This is a genomic window from Bradyrhizobium sp. USDA 4454, from assembly GCF_054822705.1.
Genome location: NZ_JBTRCN010000001.1, coordinates 7,303,148 through 7,316,032, shown reverse-complemented (window position 1 = coordinate 7,316,032; position 12,885 = coordinate 7,303,148). Strand labels below are relative to the sequence as shown.

The 12,885-nt window shown below is 59.9% G+C and carries 13 protein-coding genes and 1 pseudogene; 12 read left to right on the top strand and 2 right to left on the bottom strand.

Annotation, left to right across the window (positions count from 1 at the left end; all coding sequences use genetic code 11):
• The first annotated feature begins 65 nt into the window (after positions 1 to 65).
• The 12 genes from ACVIW0_RS34055 to ACVIW0_RS34000 all read left to right on the top strand — a co-directional run bounded on the left by ACVIW0_RS34055 (position 66) and on the right by ACVIW0_RS34000 (position 10,673).
• On the top strand, positions 66 to 302 hold the full coding sequence (locus ACVIW0_RS34055) for a hypothetical protein (RefSeq protein WP_461356327.1): 237 nt from the start codon (positions 66 to 68) through the stop codon (positions 300 to 302).
• Between the two features lie 506 nt (positions 303 to 808).
• Entirely contained in the window at positions 809 to 1,441 is a 633-nt protein-coding gene (locus tag ACVIW0_RS34050; RefSeq protein WP_461356326.1) for a phosphatase PAP2 family protein, read from the top strand.
• A complete protein-coding gene (locus ACVIW0_RS34045; RefSeq protein ID WP_461356325.1) occupies positions 1,428 to 2,033 on the top strand; it encodes a cupin domain-containing protein in 606 nt (201 codons plus the stop codon). The genes ACVIW0_RS34050 and ACVIW0_RS34045 overlap by 14 nt, the downstream gene beginning before the upstream one ends.
• Positions 2,030 to 2,377: a DUF3147 family protein gene (locus ACVIW0_RS34040; RefSeq protein ID WP_461356324.1), complete on the top strand. Its 348-nt coding sequence runs from the start codon at positions 2,030 to 2,032 to the stop codon at positions 2,375 to 2,377. Before ACVIW0_RS34045 ends, ACVIW0_RS34040 begins: the two co-directional genes overlap by 4 nt.
• A complete protein-coding gene (locus tag ACVIW0_RS34035; RefSeq protein WP_461356323.1) occupies positions 2,374 to 2,847 on the top strand; it encodes a DUF3147 family protein in 474 nt (157 codons plus the stop codon). The genes ACVIW0_RS34040 and ACVIW0_RS34035 overlap by 4 nt, the downstream gene beginning before the upstream one ends.
• Before the next feature lie 227 nt (positions 2,848 to 3,074).
• Positions 3,075 to 4,145: an ROK family protein gene (locus tag ACVIW0_RS34030; RefSeq protein ID WP_461356322.1), complete on the top strand. Its 1,071-nt coding sequence runs from the start codon at positions 3,075 to 3,077 to the stop codon at positions 4,143 to 4,145.
• A gap of 380 nt (positions 4,146 to 4,525) precedes the next feature.
• Positions 4,526 to 4,687, top strand: coding sequence for a DUF2934 domain-containing protein (locus ACVIW0_RS34025; RefSeq protein ID WP_075968978.1), 162 nt, complete (start codon positions 4,526 to 4,528; stop codon positions 4,685 to 4,687).
• A 22-nt stretch (positions 4,688 to 4,709) separates the two neighbouring features.
• Positions 4,710 to 5,264 (top strand): hypothetical protein, encoded by a 555-nt coding sequence (locus ACVIW0_RS34020; protein ID WP_461356321.1) that lies wholly within the window; start codon positions 4,710 to 4,712, stop codon positions 5,262 to 5,264.
• 22 nt (positions 5,265 to 5,286) lie between these two features.
• Positions 5,287 to 6,564 (top strand): SDR family oxidoreductase, encoded by a 1,278-nt coding sequence (locus ACVIW0_RS34015; protein ID WP_461356320.1) that lies wholly within the window; start codon positions 5,287 to 5,289, stop codon positions 6,562 to 6,564.
• Positions 6,564 to 7,040 (top strand): DUF2269 family protein, encoded by a 477-nt coding sequence (locus tag ACVIW0_RS34010; protein ID WP_461356319.1) that lies wholly within the window; start codon positions 6,564 to 6,566, stop codon positions 7,038 to 7,040. The genes ACVIW0_RS34015 and ACVIW0_RS34010 overlap by 1 nt, the downstream gene beginning before the upstream one ends.
• Positions 7,041 to 7,445: 405 nt before the next feature.
• Positions 7,446 to 8,996, top strand: a complete 1,551-nt coding sequence (locus tag ACVIW0_RS34005) for an alpha-amylase family glycosyl hydrolase (protein ID WP_461356318.1) — start codon at positions 7,446 to 7,448, stop codon at positions 8,994 to 8,996.
• 129 nt (positions 8,997 to 9,125) lie between these two features.
• Positions 9,126 to 10,673 (top strand): FAD-dependent oxidoreductase, encoded by a 1,548-nt coding sequence (locus ACVIW0_RS34000; RefSeq protein ID WP_461356317.1) that lies wholly within the window; start codon positions 9,126 to 9,128, stop codon positions 10,671 to 10,673.
• Between the two features lie 61 nt (positions 10,674 to 10,734).
• Here ACVIW0_RS34000 and ACVIW0_RS33995 read toward each other — a convergent pair.
• Positions 10,735 to 11,211, bottom strand: a pseudogene (locus ACVIW0_RS33995) (glycosyltransferase); the annotation flags it as partial.
• 8 nt (positions 11,212 to 11,219) lie between these two features.
• Complete coding sequence (locus ACVIW0_RS33990; protein WP_461357501.1) at positions 11,220 to 12,839, bottom strand: alpha-amylase family protein; 1,620 nt, start codon at positions 12,837 to 12,839, stop codon at positions 11,220 to 11,222.
• Between the last annotated feature and the right edge of the window lie 46 nt (positions 12,840 to 12,885).

Here is a 12,885-nt window from a genome sequence, read left to right as displayed (position 1 = left end):
CCGACCCAGCATCGGTGACTGAGAGACCGACCATGCTCCCACCCTCAAAGGATGGAGCCCTCGCCATGGCGAGCCAACTTCGATCGCATTATCGTGAGATGCAGCGTCATCACCTGGAATTGGCTGAGAGACACGTTGCTCAAGGCGAGCGACGGATCGTTGAGCAGCAGGATCGGGTCGAAAAGCTCGTCAGCCGCGGCCTAGGCGTAGCGCAGGCGGAGAAGGTCCTGGACAGCTTCTACGCCAGTCAGGAGCTGTTCATCCGCCACCGGGATGAAATTCGCAAAGAGCTGGAACGATAGGGTAAGGTCGCCTCGCTCTCGGTTCAGCGTTGGCGAGTGCTTCGCGCCGACTAGAAGCGACCTTACGGGAAGAACCGGCCGCCGACTGGCCGTGCCTTCGGCCCGGCGCGGGTAGCGCCGGGCTTTCATGAGCGCAAATGGTCTGGGCTCACCAGTAGGGGGAGGCAACCGCGCCGTGGCGTAGCTGCTGGCCCTGTAATAGTGCATCGCGGGAGCGAGCTCGCCATTGGCGCCACCGAATTTCAAGAAGCATGTTGGAGACGGCGGTCCGGTTCCTCGACGCGAACGGTGAACATCAGCTTCTCGACCGCTGGTAGATCAAAAAGACCCTTCGGGAGGGATGGTCATTGCGTATGGAACTCAGCCCGTTTGTTCCTATTGGCCGGAGGGTTTCTGCCCGGACGCCGAATCGCTGCGCTTCGTGTCTGGCGCCCGGATTCGATGAGGGGAGGACCTCAGCGGCACGCGGAGCGTTGAAAGGTACTTACCTTTTTGGGCGTTGAGACATGTTCAAAGTCGCTCGATTGTCAGCAAGGCGCCTTGGCCGCCGGCCAAGCTTTCCGGTGACTGTCCGACCGACCACAGCGGACGTCGCGGTGGCACATTCCATCGCCCGCAACACCGCGCCAGCCCCGGAGCAGGCGGCCCGCGCCCTGACCTGGGGCGCTGACGAGAAGCTTCTTCTGGTCCTGGCAGCCGCCGGCTGGCTTGCTTCCCGTAGGCGCGATGCGCCGCTGCGGCGCGCGGGCAACCACGCCCTGCTCGTGACGGTCGCTGCGTCGCTGCTGCCCCATGGCTTAAAAATCGTGTTCGACCAAACTCGGCCGGACCGTCGAACGGTGATTGGGCACATCCACGGCATCCCGCTTTCTGGCGAACGAAGGGATGCATTTCCCTCAGGCCACGCGCTGCACATGGGTGCGCTGGCATCGGCTGCGAGCGCGTTGCCGGCCGGCCCCCGGCGGGCGATCCGCACGCTTGCGGTCGGGCTGTCGCTCACGCGCATAGTGATTCTAGCCCATTGGGCAAGCGATGTCGTTGCCGGCTTCGCGCTTGGGGCGGTCCTTGAACGGGTCCTTCGACTTTGGACCGGGTACCCGAACGGCATTTCAGCGGAGGACGATCATGCCGGCTCTTGAATACCTGAAGGGATACATCGAGCACGCAACCGGTCTGCAGCGCCCAGGCAAGCAGAAGGCGGTGGGTCTCGCGCGAGCGCGAAAACCTTACACGGTTCGCTTCCAGGACGACGGTCTCATCCCAAATCATCCGCGATGGCCGCTCATTATCTATCGAAGCGCCGTCGCTTTCGGTAAGGGCCTGGACGCCGCGGCCGTGATCGAAGACCTGTTTGAAGCGAACGGATGGGGAGACACCTGGCGGAACGGCATCTACGACTACGTCCATTACCACTCCAGGATTCATGAGGTGCTCGGCATCGCGCGCGGCAAGGGCCGGGTTCGGTTCGGCGGCAAAAAGGGAAGGATCTTTACGCTGAAGGCTGGAGACGTCGTAGTCCTTCCCGCCGGCACAGGCCATCAGTGCCTTTACGCAGACGATGACTTCCTCGTTGTCGGGGCCTACCCGCCGACCGGCACATACGACGAGTGCACAAGCGTCGAAGACCGTCAGTGGGCGCTGAAGGCCATTCCGAAGGTGTCGGTGCCGCGCAAGGATCCGGTCTTTGGTGCCAGCGGGCCGCTCTCGAAAATCTGGAAGAAAGCGAAATGACCGAGTACGTCATCCGCTTCCTTGTCGGGGGTGCCGTCGTATCAGCCTTTGCAATGCTGGGAGATATTCTGCGTCCAAAGAGTTTCGCCGGCCTGTTCGGAGCAGCGCCCTCGGTCGCGCTCGCCACGCTTGGCATCGCACTGTATCAGCACGGGGTCAACTACGCCGCCTTGCAAGCCCAAGCGATGATTGCGGGAGCGATTGCGCTGGCCATTTACAGTGTCGTCGTCTGCCACCTGCTTGTCCGCGCAAAGCTGCGAGCGGTGACGGCTACGTTGCTGTCAATGGTCGTTTGGCTGGTCGCCGCGTTTGGGCTGCTCATGCTCGCTGGAGGTCAGACGTGAGCCCGATCCGGTTTTCGCCGTCATCTCTCAAGGAAGGCCGCTGGTACGAATATCTGATCCGGTTCGCGCTCGGCGGCGCTGCGACCGTCTTTACTGGCCTCGTCAGCAGCCGCCATGGAGCGGTTATCGGTGGTGCTTTTCTTGCCCTTCCAGCCATATTCTGCGCGAGCGCGACGCTGATTGAGAAACACGAAATCCGCCGCAAGCGTGAAGCGGGTCTCGCCGGCGAGCGCCGCGGGCAAATGGCGGCCGCCGTCGATGCCGCTGGCGCCGCGCTCGGTGCGCTGGGCATGCTGGCCTTTGCGGTGGGGTTTGCGATGCTGGTTCTACGCAGCAACATCTTTGCCGCTTTCGTCGGCGCATCCCTCGCCTGGCTGATTATCGCGGTCTTGGCTTGGTACGTGCGCCGGAAAATGCGATCGATGCGAACAGTGCAACAGAACAGCGGCTCCGGTTCGCGAACGCGATAGGACTGACCGTGGCGGCCTTTTCATCATGAGGAGGCGGATGATCCCGCTCGCTAGCTCTGGAGCCTCATTTTGGCGAGACCGGATTGCGACAGGGGCCGAGCAGCGGGGATCGCTGCAGATCATCCCATGACCTGCCGGCGAAAAGGAGACGCGAGGAACCGCGATCAGCAGCGCGTGTTGAAAAGAAAGCCGCCCGTTTGGTGCCTACGGTTTTTGCAAGGTTCAGGATGGCTGACGAAACGATCACAACCAGTGGCATAGCCGCGCACGGCGCCTCTCGCCTCCCGTGGGTTGAGATCGACAGTTTCAATCTTGAACTGAAAGATGAGGACGAATTCCTCGGGGACCGCGCCAGCAAGGGCGCCTTCCGGGAAACCCTCGAAAAGTGGCGAAAGCCGCTGCGCAAATCTGGCGAAGACCCTTTCGGCAAGGAGCTTTCCGAAGACATCAGCAAGAAGGAGCTCGACGCCGTCCTTGGCGGCGACGATCCTGAAGCCTCGGTCGTCGTCCACAGTGCCATCGAGGACTTCGCACAGGAGCTTGCGCGCGTAACGCGTCGGTTCCTAAAAACCAAGGCCTGGGAGAAGACCGAGCGCATCGTGGTGGGCGGCGGCTTTCGGGACAGCCGACTGGGCGAACTCGCCATCGCGCGCGCCGAAATCCTCCTCAAGGCAGATAGCCTCAAGGTTGAGATGCGCCCGATCCATTCTCACCCGGACGACGCCGGCCTTATCGGGGCGCTATATCTCGCTCCTTCCTGGATCTTCGAAGCTCACGACTCCATCCTTGCCGTGGACATCGGAGGCACGAACATCCGCTGCGGCGCCATGGAAACGCGTCGCAAGAAGGCGTCGGACCTCTCCAAAGCATGCGTGTGGAAGTTCGAGCTATGGCGTCATGCCGAGGACGAGCCCTCGCGGGAGAACGCCGTAAAGCGCCTGGTCAAGATGCTCAAAGAACTGGTCGCGAAGGCGGAAGACGAGGGATTCAAGCTCGCGCCATTCATCGGCATCGCATGCCCAGGCGTCATCGAGAGCGACGGCTCGATCAAAAAGGGTGCGCAGAACCTGCCCGGTAACTGGGAGAGCAGCAAGTTCAATTTGCCGGTGAGTCTCGTCGAAGCGATCCCACGGATCGGGGAGAACGACACAGCCGTCGTCATGCACAACGATGGTGTCGTGCAGGGACTTTCTGAGGTCCCCTTCATGCAGGACGTGAAGCGCTGGGGCGTACTGACGATCGGCACCGGTCTCGGCAACGCCCGCTTTACCAATCGCAATGGCAAGGGCGGACGCTGAGTTATTGAGAGAAGGTGACCCGATCTCGGCTCAAATGAGCGCCGATTTGGCCAGGTTGTGAATCGCCGTCTCGGAGGAGGCCAAGATCAGCATCTCAGGATGCAGCCCGAATTTCCTTCCTGGGCGGCGTAAGTAGCGGTCAGCACTGCGATTTCGTTCGGCCCCCAGGGCGACTTTTTGCCGCTTCTGAGGCGAGGTTTCAACCGAGGAACCTCGCAGACTTCGCAGCTTTATCAACGCAGGAAGGATTCAAGCCGGCGAGTGCAAATATCGGCTGTGGTCGCAGGCGGGTCAGCGAGTCGCTGACGGCAAACGGTTGGAGAGGCCGCGATTAGCCGACGCTCACCCCACAATCCCTGCAGATTTGAAGGAGGCACGTGGTGACCCAACCGACTGAAAAGGAAATCGAGAAGCGCGCCTATGAGATATGGGAGCGGAGCGGCAAACCCGAAGGCAGGGAGGAGGAATTCTGGCGGTTGGCGGAGCAGGAGTTGCGAAATGAGGATAAGTCATCTCCCCTCCGTACTCCAGACAGCCTGTAAACAGAGAAGAAGCGCTTACCGGATGTCTCATACCGTAGCAGCTGAAACCGTATTGCTGTACTTTGTGCTGCCCCTTTGGTTATTGGCCGGCTTTGCTGATTACCTTTGCCATCGCGCTTCTCGGATTGAGACGACAAGCGGCTACAAGGAATCTCTGCTTCACCTGTTGATGTTGATCGAGCTGGCGATACCACTGCTGGCGGCGATTTTTTTGGAGATCAACGCTCTTATCATCGCGGTTATGATTGCCGCTTTTGTTGTGCATCAGCTGACAGCCCTCTGGGACACAACATTCGCCAGCCATAAGCGGCTTATTACGCCCATCGAACAGCAGGTCCATAGCTTTCTTGAACTGATGCCCCTCATGGCGATGGTTATCGTCATTATATTAAACTGGCCGCAATTCCTTAGCCTCTGGGGCATGGGGTCTGAGCCCGCACGTTACGAACTCGTCCTGAAGCAAGAGCAATTGCCCTGGACCTACGTGGCTGCATTCTTATTCGCTGTCCTGCTGTTTGAAGTCCTTCCCTATATAGAGGAATTCGTTCGAGGCTTACGGTCGCGGAAGAGGGCTTAGCTCCGAACGCGGAGGTCCATCAATGAAGGTTGCCGTTATCGGAGGGACAGGACTGTTGGGTTCCGCGATTGCGGCTGACCTATCCTCGCACGGCCATTCAGTTGTTTCCATGAGTAGAAGCGCCGGCAATGGGTGTCCGGGCGCGATCTCGGTCGATCTCAACGAGGCGACGTCACCATCCTATTGGCTGCCCCATCTCGATGGCATAGAGGCCGTCGTGAATTGCGCCGGGGTACTCCAAGATAGCCCAAACGATTCCACGTCAATGGTTCATCATCAGGGCATTGCGACTCTTTTCGCCGCCTGCGAGCAACTCAAAATCCGCCGCGTCATCCATTTTTCGGCAATCGGCGTAGACCGCCTAACTCCTACCGCGTTTTCAGAAACGAAATTATCTGGCGACAAGGCTCTGATTGGGCGTGACCTCGACTGGATCATCTTGCGTCCGTCTGTCGTGATCGGTCGGGCGGCCTATGGCGCCAGCGCGCTCATGCGAGGCTTGGCGGCCCTCTCGGCTCTGCCGGTGATGCCGAACACGGGACAGCTCCAGATCGTCGTGCTCGATGACGTCGTGCAAACCGTGCGGCATTTTCTAGAGCCCGGTGCGCCCACACGGACAGTTGTCGAACTGGTCGGCCCGCATCGCCATTCCTTCCCCGAAGTTATTGCGTTGATCCGCCGTTGGTACCGTTGGCCACCGGCGCACGAGATCCGCTTGCCGAACTTTGTCTCGATCGTGATGTACAAATTCGGTGACACGATTTCGCTGTTGGGCTGGCGGCCTCCCGTACGAAGCACTGCCGAGCGGGAGATCGGGCGAGGCGCAGTTGGCGATCTTGAAGACATGCAACGGCTTGGGCTACATCCAAAAAGCCTGCCGGAGTTCTTCGCCTCCGAACCAGCTTCAGTGCAGGAACGTTGGTTTGCGCGCATGTACTTGCTCAAGCCAGCGATATTTATCGTGCTGTCTCTATTCTGGATCTCGACCGCCTTTGTCTCACTGGGGCCGGGCTGGGGTTACGGTATGGGCCTCATGGGCGAGGGCGGCGTCGAAGGAACGAGTGCGGCGCTCACGGTGATCGCCGGCGCATTATCCGACTTGGTAATTGGGCTCGCGATTGCCTATCGACCAACCAGCCGGTACGGGCTCTATGCGGCCATCGGTATCTCCTTCACTTACGCGATCATCGGGACCGTGCTAGTGCCTCGCCTATGGGCCGATCCGCTCGGACCAATGCTGAAAATTTGGCCGATTATCGTCCTGCATTTCGTAGCGCTGGCTGTTCTTGAAGATCGATGATGCTGTACCTCGTTCTCAAGTACTTACATATCGTCGGCGCTGCCGTCTTGCTCGGCACAGGATCCGGCATTGCGTTCTTCATGCTTCTAGCTCACCTCGGCGGAAAGCCCGCCGTCATCGCGGGTATCGCCCGAATTGTTGTGATTGCGGACTTTATCTTCACAGCCACCGCTGTCGTTGCTCAGCCCATCACTGGCTCGCTGCTTGTGCTGCACGTCGGTTACTCCTTCTGGGAAGGATGGATCGTTTGGTCGATCGTGCTGTACCTCATCACGGGGGCGCTGTGGCTGCCCGTTGTTTGGATGCAAATGCGCCTGAGGGATATTGCCTCAGTCGCAGTGGCAAAAGGCTCGCCTTTGCCTCCTGAATATCACCAAATTTTCTGGCTGTGGTTTGCCTTCGGCATTCCAGCGTTCATGGCGGTGGCCGCTATACTCTGGCTGATGATAGCCAAACCTCAACTTGCGGTGTTTTGAAGTGTGGTCGCAACTGCCGAACATACGAGCTACTTCGCTCGTTCGCCTACGCGAGGCCATGCCCAGTTTGCAGGAGTTACCGGGTCAACGCGCAGACCCTTCGCGCGTGTGTTCGCCTCACGCAAAATGAATACGCCCGTGCAATCCCGACAAAACCACCGTGTGACCTGCAATGCGACAGAGCGCGCGCTACTGGAGCAAACTGGCTCACCGTTGCCCCTCGCTATGCCTGAGAGCGCAGTGCTTGGTACTCGTAGGAACTAACCTCTCTCGCCGGAGGTTGAGGACCAGCTAGCTCGGGCGGCGCTGGTGTCAACAAGGGAGTCTACTTTCCGCGTGAGCAGGAACGCACCGCCAAGGAAATCCGCACCTGCTTCCAATGATACGTGGTGGCGTGACGTGGTCGTGTACGAGATCGCCGTGGCGTCATTTCAGGACAGCAACGGCGACGGACAGGGGGACCTGGTCGGCCTTCTGCAACGTATCGACTATCTCACTTGGCTTGGCGTCGGCGCGGTATGGCTGACGCCCATCTACAAGAGCCCCAATCATGACTTCGGCTATGACATTGCCGATTTCTGCTCGGTCGATCCGCGTTTCGGCAGCCTGGAAGATTTCGATCACCTGCTACGTGCTTTGCACGATTCAGGCATCCGGCTCATTCTCGATCTCGTTCCCAATCATACCTCCGATCAGCACGCCTGGTTTGGGGAAAGTCGCGCCTCGCGAAACAACCCGAAGACCGATTGGTATCTGTGGACGGAAGCCGGTGCCAACGGTGGTCCGCCGAACAACTGGCTCAGCCGTTTCGGAGGCAGTGCCTGGGAGTGGTGTGAGGAGCGCCGGCAGTTCTACTATCATTCATTTCTGCCGAGCCAGCCGGACCTCAACTGGCGAAACCCCGAAGTCCGAGAAGCCATCGCAGCCGTGATGCGGTTCTGGCTCGAGCGCGGCGTCGACGGTTTCCGGGTTGATGCGAGCGCTGTGTTGATCAAGGATGATCTGCTGCGCGACAATCCGCCGGACCCGGAGGCCAGCGACAAGACGCCACCTCCTCAGGCCTTCATGCCCGTGTTTACGGACGACAGGCCGGAAGCCATGCGCTGTATCGAATACATCAGGGAAGTTCTGAACCGGTATGACGGAAAACTTCTCTGCGGCGAGGTGCAGGGCAAGACTGATCGGATCGGCCATTTCTACGGAAACAGCAAGCCGCGCCTTCACCTGCCGCTGAACTTCGCATTGCTCGATTCGGAATGGAATGCGATCTCGCTTCAGGCGACGATCGATGCCTATTTCAATGCGCTTCCGCAAGGTGCCTGGCCGGACTTCGTGATCGGCGGACATGACAAGCACCGGGTCGCCAGCAAAGTGGGTCAATCTCAGGCACGTGTTCTTGCGATGCTGCTGATGACGATCAGGGGCACACCGTTCCTGTTCGCCGGCGATGAGATCGGTTCGGAACAGGTCCCGATTCCATCGGACCACGTCCAGGACCCGTTTGAAAAACTCATGAAGGGCTTTGACCTCGGTCGCGATCCTGAGCGGGCGCCCTTGCGTTGGGACGACACGGAGGGAGGCGGGTTCACCAGTGGCGAACCCTGGCTTCCGCTGAGCCGGGACCGCACCCGCAATATCAAAGCCCAACAGGGCGATCGGAATTCGCTCTTGAACCTCTATCGTGAACTCATTGCATTGCGCCGGGAGGAGCCCTGCCTGTTGCAGGGAGAGTATCTGCCGCGCCGGGCACAGAACGACGTCTTCTCGTTCGGGCGCAGGATGAACGATACGGAAATCCTCGTTGGACTCAATTTTTCCGGAGAACCACGGCTTTGGGTGTGGGAAGGCTGCGGCGTCCGATTGTTATCGACTGGTCTAGACCGCAAACAGGAAAAAGTCGCGGGACCAATCCACCTGAAGCCGAACGAGGGAGTCATCGTCAAAGTAAGTCGTTGAGTGCGCCGCGAAAAGAGCGGGCAAAGAGTTGGGCAGACCGCGGTCTGGCCGAAGGGTGCAGCCCCGCCGACCCATACCGATGGAACCCTTTTTCCGCCCTCCCGTTGGCCCTCTTTGAGAGGGTGCGTCATGAACGTGCGGGATGAGTATACGCAATCGCTCTGGATGGATGTCCCGGTGGTCGAAGCCCCGACTCTGTCGGGATCCGAGCGGGCGGACGTGGTCGTGGTGGGTTCTGGGATCGCAGGGCTATCGGTGGCCTATGAGCTTGTTAGCCGCGGACGCTCCGTGATCGTGCTAGATCGCGGCAGCATCGGCAGCGGCATGACGGCGCGCACGACCGCGCATCTCGCCACGGCGCTTGACGACTATTACAAGGAGCTGGTGAGCGTGCGCGGCGAGGAATGTGCGCGGCTCTACTACCAGAGCGTCATGGCCTCGATCAGCCGCGCCGAAGCGATCCAGGATCTCGAAAATATCGATTGCAATTTCTGCAGGGTTGACGGCTTCTGGGTGCCAGCGCCGGAGACCCCGAGCTCCCTACTGGACGAGGAACTCGAGTGCTGTCAGCGGCTGGGCATTCCCGTCGAGAACCGCGACACGGCGACGCCCTTCAACTCCGAGGGCATAGTGCGATCGTTGCGATTCCCCGGCCAGGCGCGCTTTCATCCGACGAAATATCTCGCCGGGCTCGCAAATGCGCTGCAGCGCGCCGGCGCAAAACTTTACGCCGACAGCTGTGTCGAGAGCATCGAGCATAAGCTGGATGAGGTCGTGGTGAAAGTTTCGTCAGGGCACGAGGTCCGGGCCACCGACGTGGTCGTCGCAACCAACTCTCCGGTCAACCTTGAAGTCGCCATCCACACCAAACAGGCGCCCTATCGCACTTATGTCATCGCGGCGAAGCTGCCGGGCGGCGTGCTGGCCGACGCGCTCTATTGGGACACGCTCGATCCCTACCATTATGTCCGCCTGCAGCCGCTCTCTACCGACGAGGTGCTCGTGATCATCGGCGGTGAAGACCACAAGTCCGGCGAGGCCGATGACGGCGAAGAACGCTTTGCGGCGCTGGAGCACTGGGCGCGCGCACGATTGCCAGACATGGGCGCGATAACCCATCGCTGGTCGGGACAAGTGCTGGAGCCGACAGATTTCGTCGGGTTCATCGGCCGCTCGCCGGACGAAGAGCATGTTTTCATGGTCAGCGGCGATTCCGGACAAGGCATCACCAACGGCCTCGTTGCCGGCATCCTGATCGCGGACCTGATCACGACGGGCTCCAGTGCGTGGGAGGACATCTATTCGCCGGCACGGAAAGTCCACAAGAACATCGGTGAATACATCAGCGAGAACATCACACCGTTGAAGAATTTCGCGGAGTATCTTTCGGCGGACGAAATCGCTTCCGTCGAGCGGTTGCGGCCAGGCGAGGGCTGCCTGGTGCGTAGCGGACTGCAAAAGGTCGCCGCATGCCGGGACCAGAAAGGACAGCTGCATCTCCATTCCGCAAGCTGCACACATCTGGGGTGTGTTGTGCACTGGAATTCGGTGGAGCAATGTTGGGATTGTCCGTGTCACGGATCGCAGTTCGCGCCCGATGGCACCGCGCTCAATGGACCGGCAGTATCCCCGCTTGCAGACGTCGAGAAGCCGGCGCACCACCAGGCCGCGGAATAGCGCCGATTGGCCGCCGTATACGGCACGTTGATTGCGTGGGCTGAACAATTGGGCATGAAGTAGGCAGTCCATGATACACCGTGCCGCGCCAGTTGGCGCCGGCCAGCGGCATGCGCTGGTCATCCGAAATCGAAACGAGGCGGGCTTGCGGAAATTCGCGAAGAACGGCCGGCAAGCCCGGTAGATCCAGCCGGCCATGCATCGTCGTCACGAAGGGGACGCCCAACCGGCCGAGCAACGGCAAATGCAACCAATCGATATGCGTGTATCACGTCGAACTCATGCGCTCGCTGCGAGACGGCTTGCAGCATGACCGCCAAGGCCGCATTGGGATCTGCCCGCGGCCGGCCGAGACGAAGCGCACGAGGCCAAACGGAGTGGAGAGCACCGCGTGTCTTCGAGTCGCCGCTCGCAACAACGTGACTTCGTGCCCAAGCTCGACGAGCTCATCGACGAGCCAGGCGACCACTCTCTCCGTGCCGCCATAGAGTTTGGGCGGAACGCTTTCAGCTAGCGGCGCAATCTGAGCTATTTGCAAGCAAGCACCTAGTCGATCCTGAACCACCGGTAGCCGAAACCATCGAGTTCGATCGCGGCGTCGGGTTTCGCCTTCGACGCATAGATCCGGTTACCGAAGACATCGGTCAGCCGTCGTCCGCCTGGAAGATCGTTGATTCTGGGATTGCATTGGGCTTGCGACAGGTTATGCACGGTGATCATCGACTTTCCTTCCCAGGTGAAGCGCTGTACCAGCACGGCCGGGCAATCGCTTTCAGGAAGGGTTAGCGTGCCCCATCCGATTTCCGGGCAGGACTGGCGCATTTCGACCAAGCGCCGTAGCCAGTTGAATAACGAGTCTGGATCACGCTGCTGCGCGATGACATTCACCTTCGCCGGGCCGTATTCGCCGTCGTCGATCATGTGATGCAGCAAACGGCCCGGCGAAGCGGAGAATCCGCCATTCTTGGCGTCGCTCCATTGCATGCATGTCCGCACAGGCCAACGTTCCGGCAGCATGAGGTCGTCGCCCATCCCGAGTTCGTCGCCATAGTAAACAACGGGAGTGCCGGGAAGGCTGAACATCAGGCTGAATGCCAGCTCGATCCGCCGCCGATCATTGTTCAACATGCAAGCAAGGCGACGACGAATTCCGCGCCCGTAGAGCTGCATCTCGCGGCGAGGGGCGAACGTCGCATAGACGTCGTCGCGCTCCTCACGCGTCAAACGTCCCAGGTCCAGCTCATCATGGTTGCGGAGAAACTGTGCCCATTGCGCGAACTGCGGCAATTGTGGGAGTGCGGCCAGACAGCTCCGCAAGGGCTCGGCAGTTTCGCGCGCAAGTGCGAGGAACAGGTGCTGGTTCAGCAGGAACGCGAACAGGAGATGGATGCGGGATCCGTTTCCGAAATAATGGTCGAACTCCCCTGGAGCAACGTTGGCTTCGGCCAGCAAAACCGAGTCGCCCTTACGCCACGACAGGAAATCGCGAAGCTCGCCGAAGAACTCGTATCGGTGCTTCGCCGGTCGATCGGGGCGTATCTCCTCGACAACAAACGGCGCGGCGTCAATCCGGAATCCGGATACTCCGAGTTCGAGCCAGAAGCCCAGTATCTTGAAGATCTCGTCACGAACCGCCGGGCAGCCGATGTTGAGATCAGGCTGATGCTGATAAAATCTGTGATAGTACCAGGCCTGCGCGGAGAGATCGTAAGTCCATACGCTGTGCTGGAATCCGGGAAACACGAGATCCGCGGTACTGCTTTCCGGCTCCGTCTTTGACCAGACGTAATAGTCCCAATACGGCGAAGTGGGATCCGCGCGTGCTTGCTGAAACCACGGGTGTTGTTCGGAGGTGTGGTTGATGGGCAGATCGACGATCAACCGCAGACCGCGCAATCTCGCCTGATGGCTGAATTCGACGAAGTCGCCGAGAGTGCCGAGCGACGGGGCTACATTGTAATAGTCGGTGACATCATAGCCATGGTCGAGCCCGGGACTTGGATAGAATGGAAGAAGCCATAGGCAGTTCACGCCGAGCTGAGCCATGTGGTCGATTTGCTCGGTCAATCCCTTGAAGTCGCCAATTCCATCGCCGTTGCCGTCCTTGTAGGTGGCCACGTTGAGGCTATAGATGACAGCATTTTTGTACCAGAGATCGAGCATGATCTGTTGTCCGGACGACGCGTCACCACAAGTCACTGGCTGCCGCTAT

Excerpts from the sequence above, each read along its gene's own strand:
- ACVIW0_RS34000 (WP_461356317.1), top strand. The coding sequence starts at position 9,126 with ATGAACGTGCGGGATGAGTATACGCAATCGCTCTGGATGGATGTCCCG.
- ACVIW0_RS34050 (WP_461356326.1), top strand. The coding sequence starts at position 809 with ATGTTCAAAGTCGCTCGATTGTCAGCAAGGCGCCTTGGCCGCCGGCCA.
- ACVIW0_RS34015 (WP_461356320.1), top strand. The coding sequence starts at position 5,287 with ATGAAGGTTGCCGTTATCGGAGGGACAGGACTGTTGGGTTCCGCGATT.
- ACVIW0_RS34030 (WP_461356322.1), top strand. The coding sequence starts at position 3,075 with ATGGCTGACGAAACGATCACAACCAGTGGCATAGCCGCGCACGGCGCC.
- ACVIW0_RS34010 (WP_461356319.1), top strand. The coding sequence starts at position 6,564 with ATGCTGTACCTCGTTCTCAAGTACTTACATATCGTCGGCGCTGCCGTC.
- ACVIW0_RS34055 (WP_461356327.1), top strand. The coding sequence starts at position 66 with ATGGCGAGCCAACTTCGATCGCATTATCGTGAGATGCAGCGTCATCAC.
- ACVIW0_RS34045 (WP_461356325.1), top strand. The coding sequence starts at position 1,428 with ATGCCGGCTCTTGAATACCTGAAGGGATACATCGAGCACGCAACCGGT.
- ACVIW0_RS34040 (WP_461356324.1), top strand. The coding sequence starts at position 2,030 with ATGACCGAGTACGTCATCCGCTTCCTTGTCGGGGGTGCCGTCGTATCA.
- ACVIW0_RS34020 (WP_461356321.1), top strand. The coding sequence starts at position 4,710 with ATGTCTCATACCGTAGCAGCTGAAACCGTATTGCTGTACTTTGTGCTG.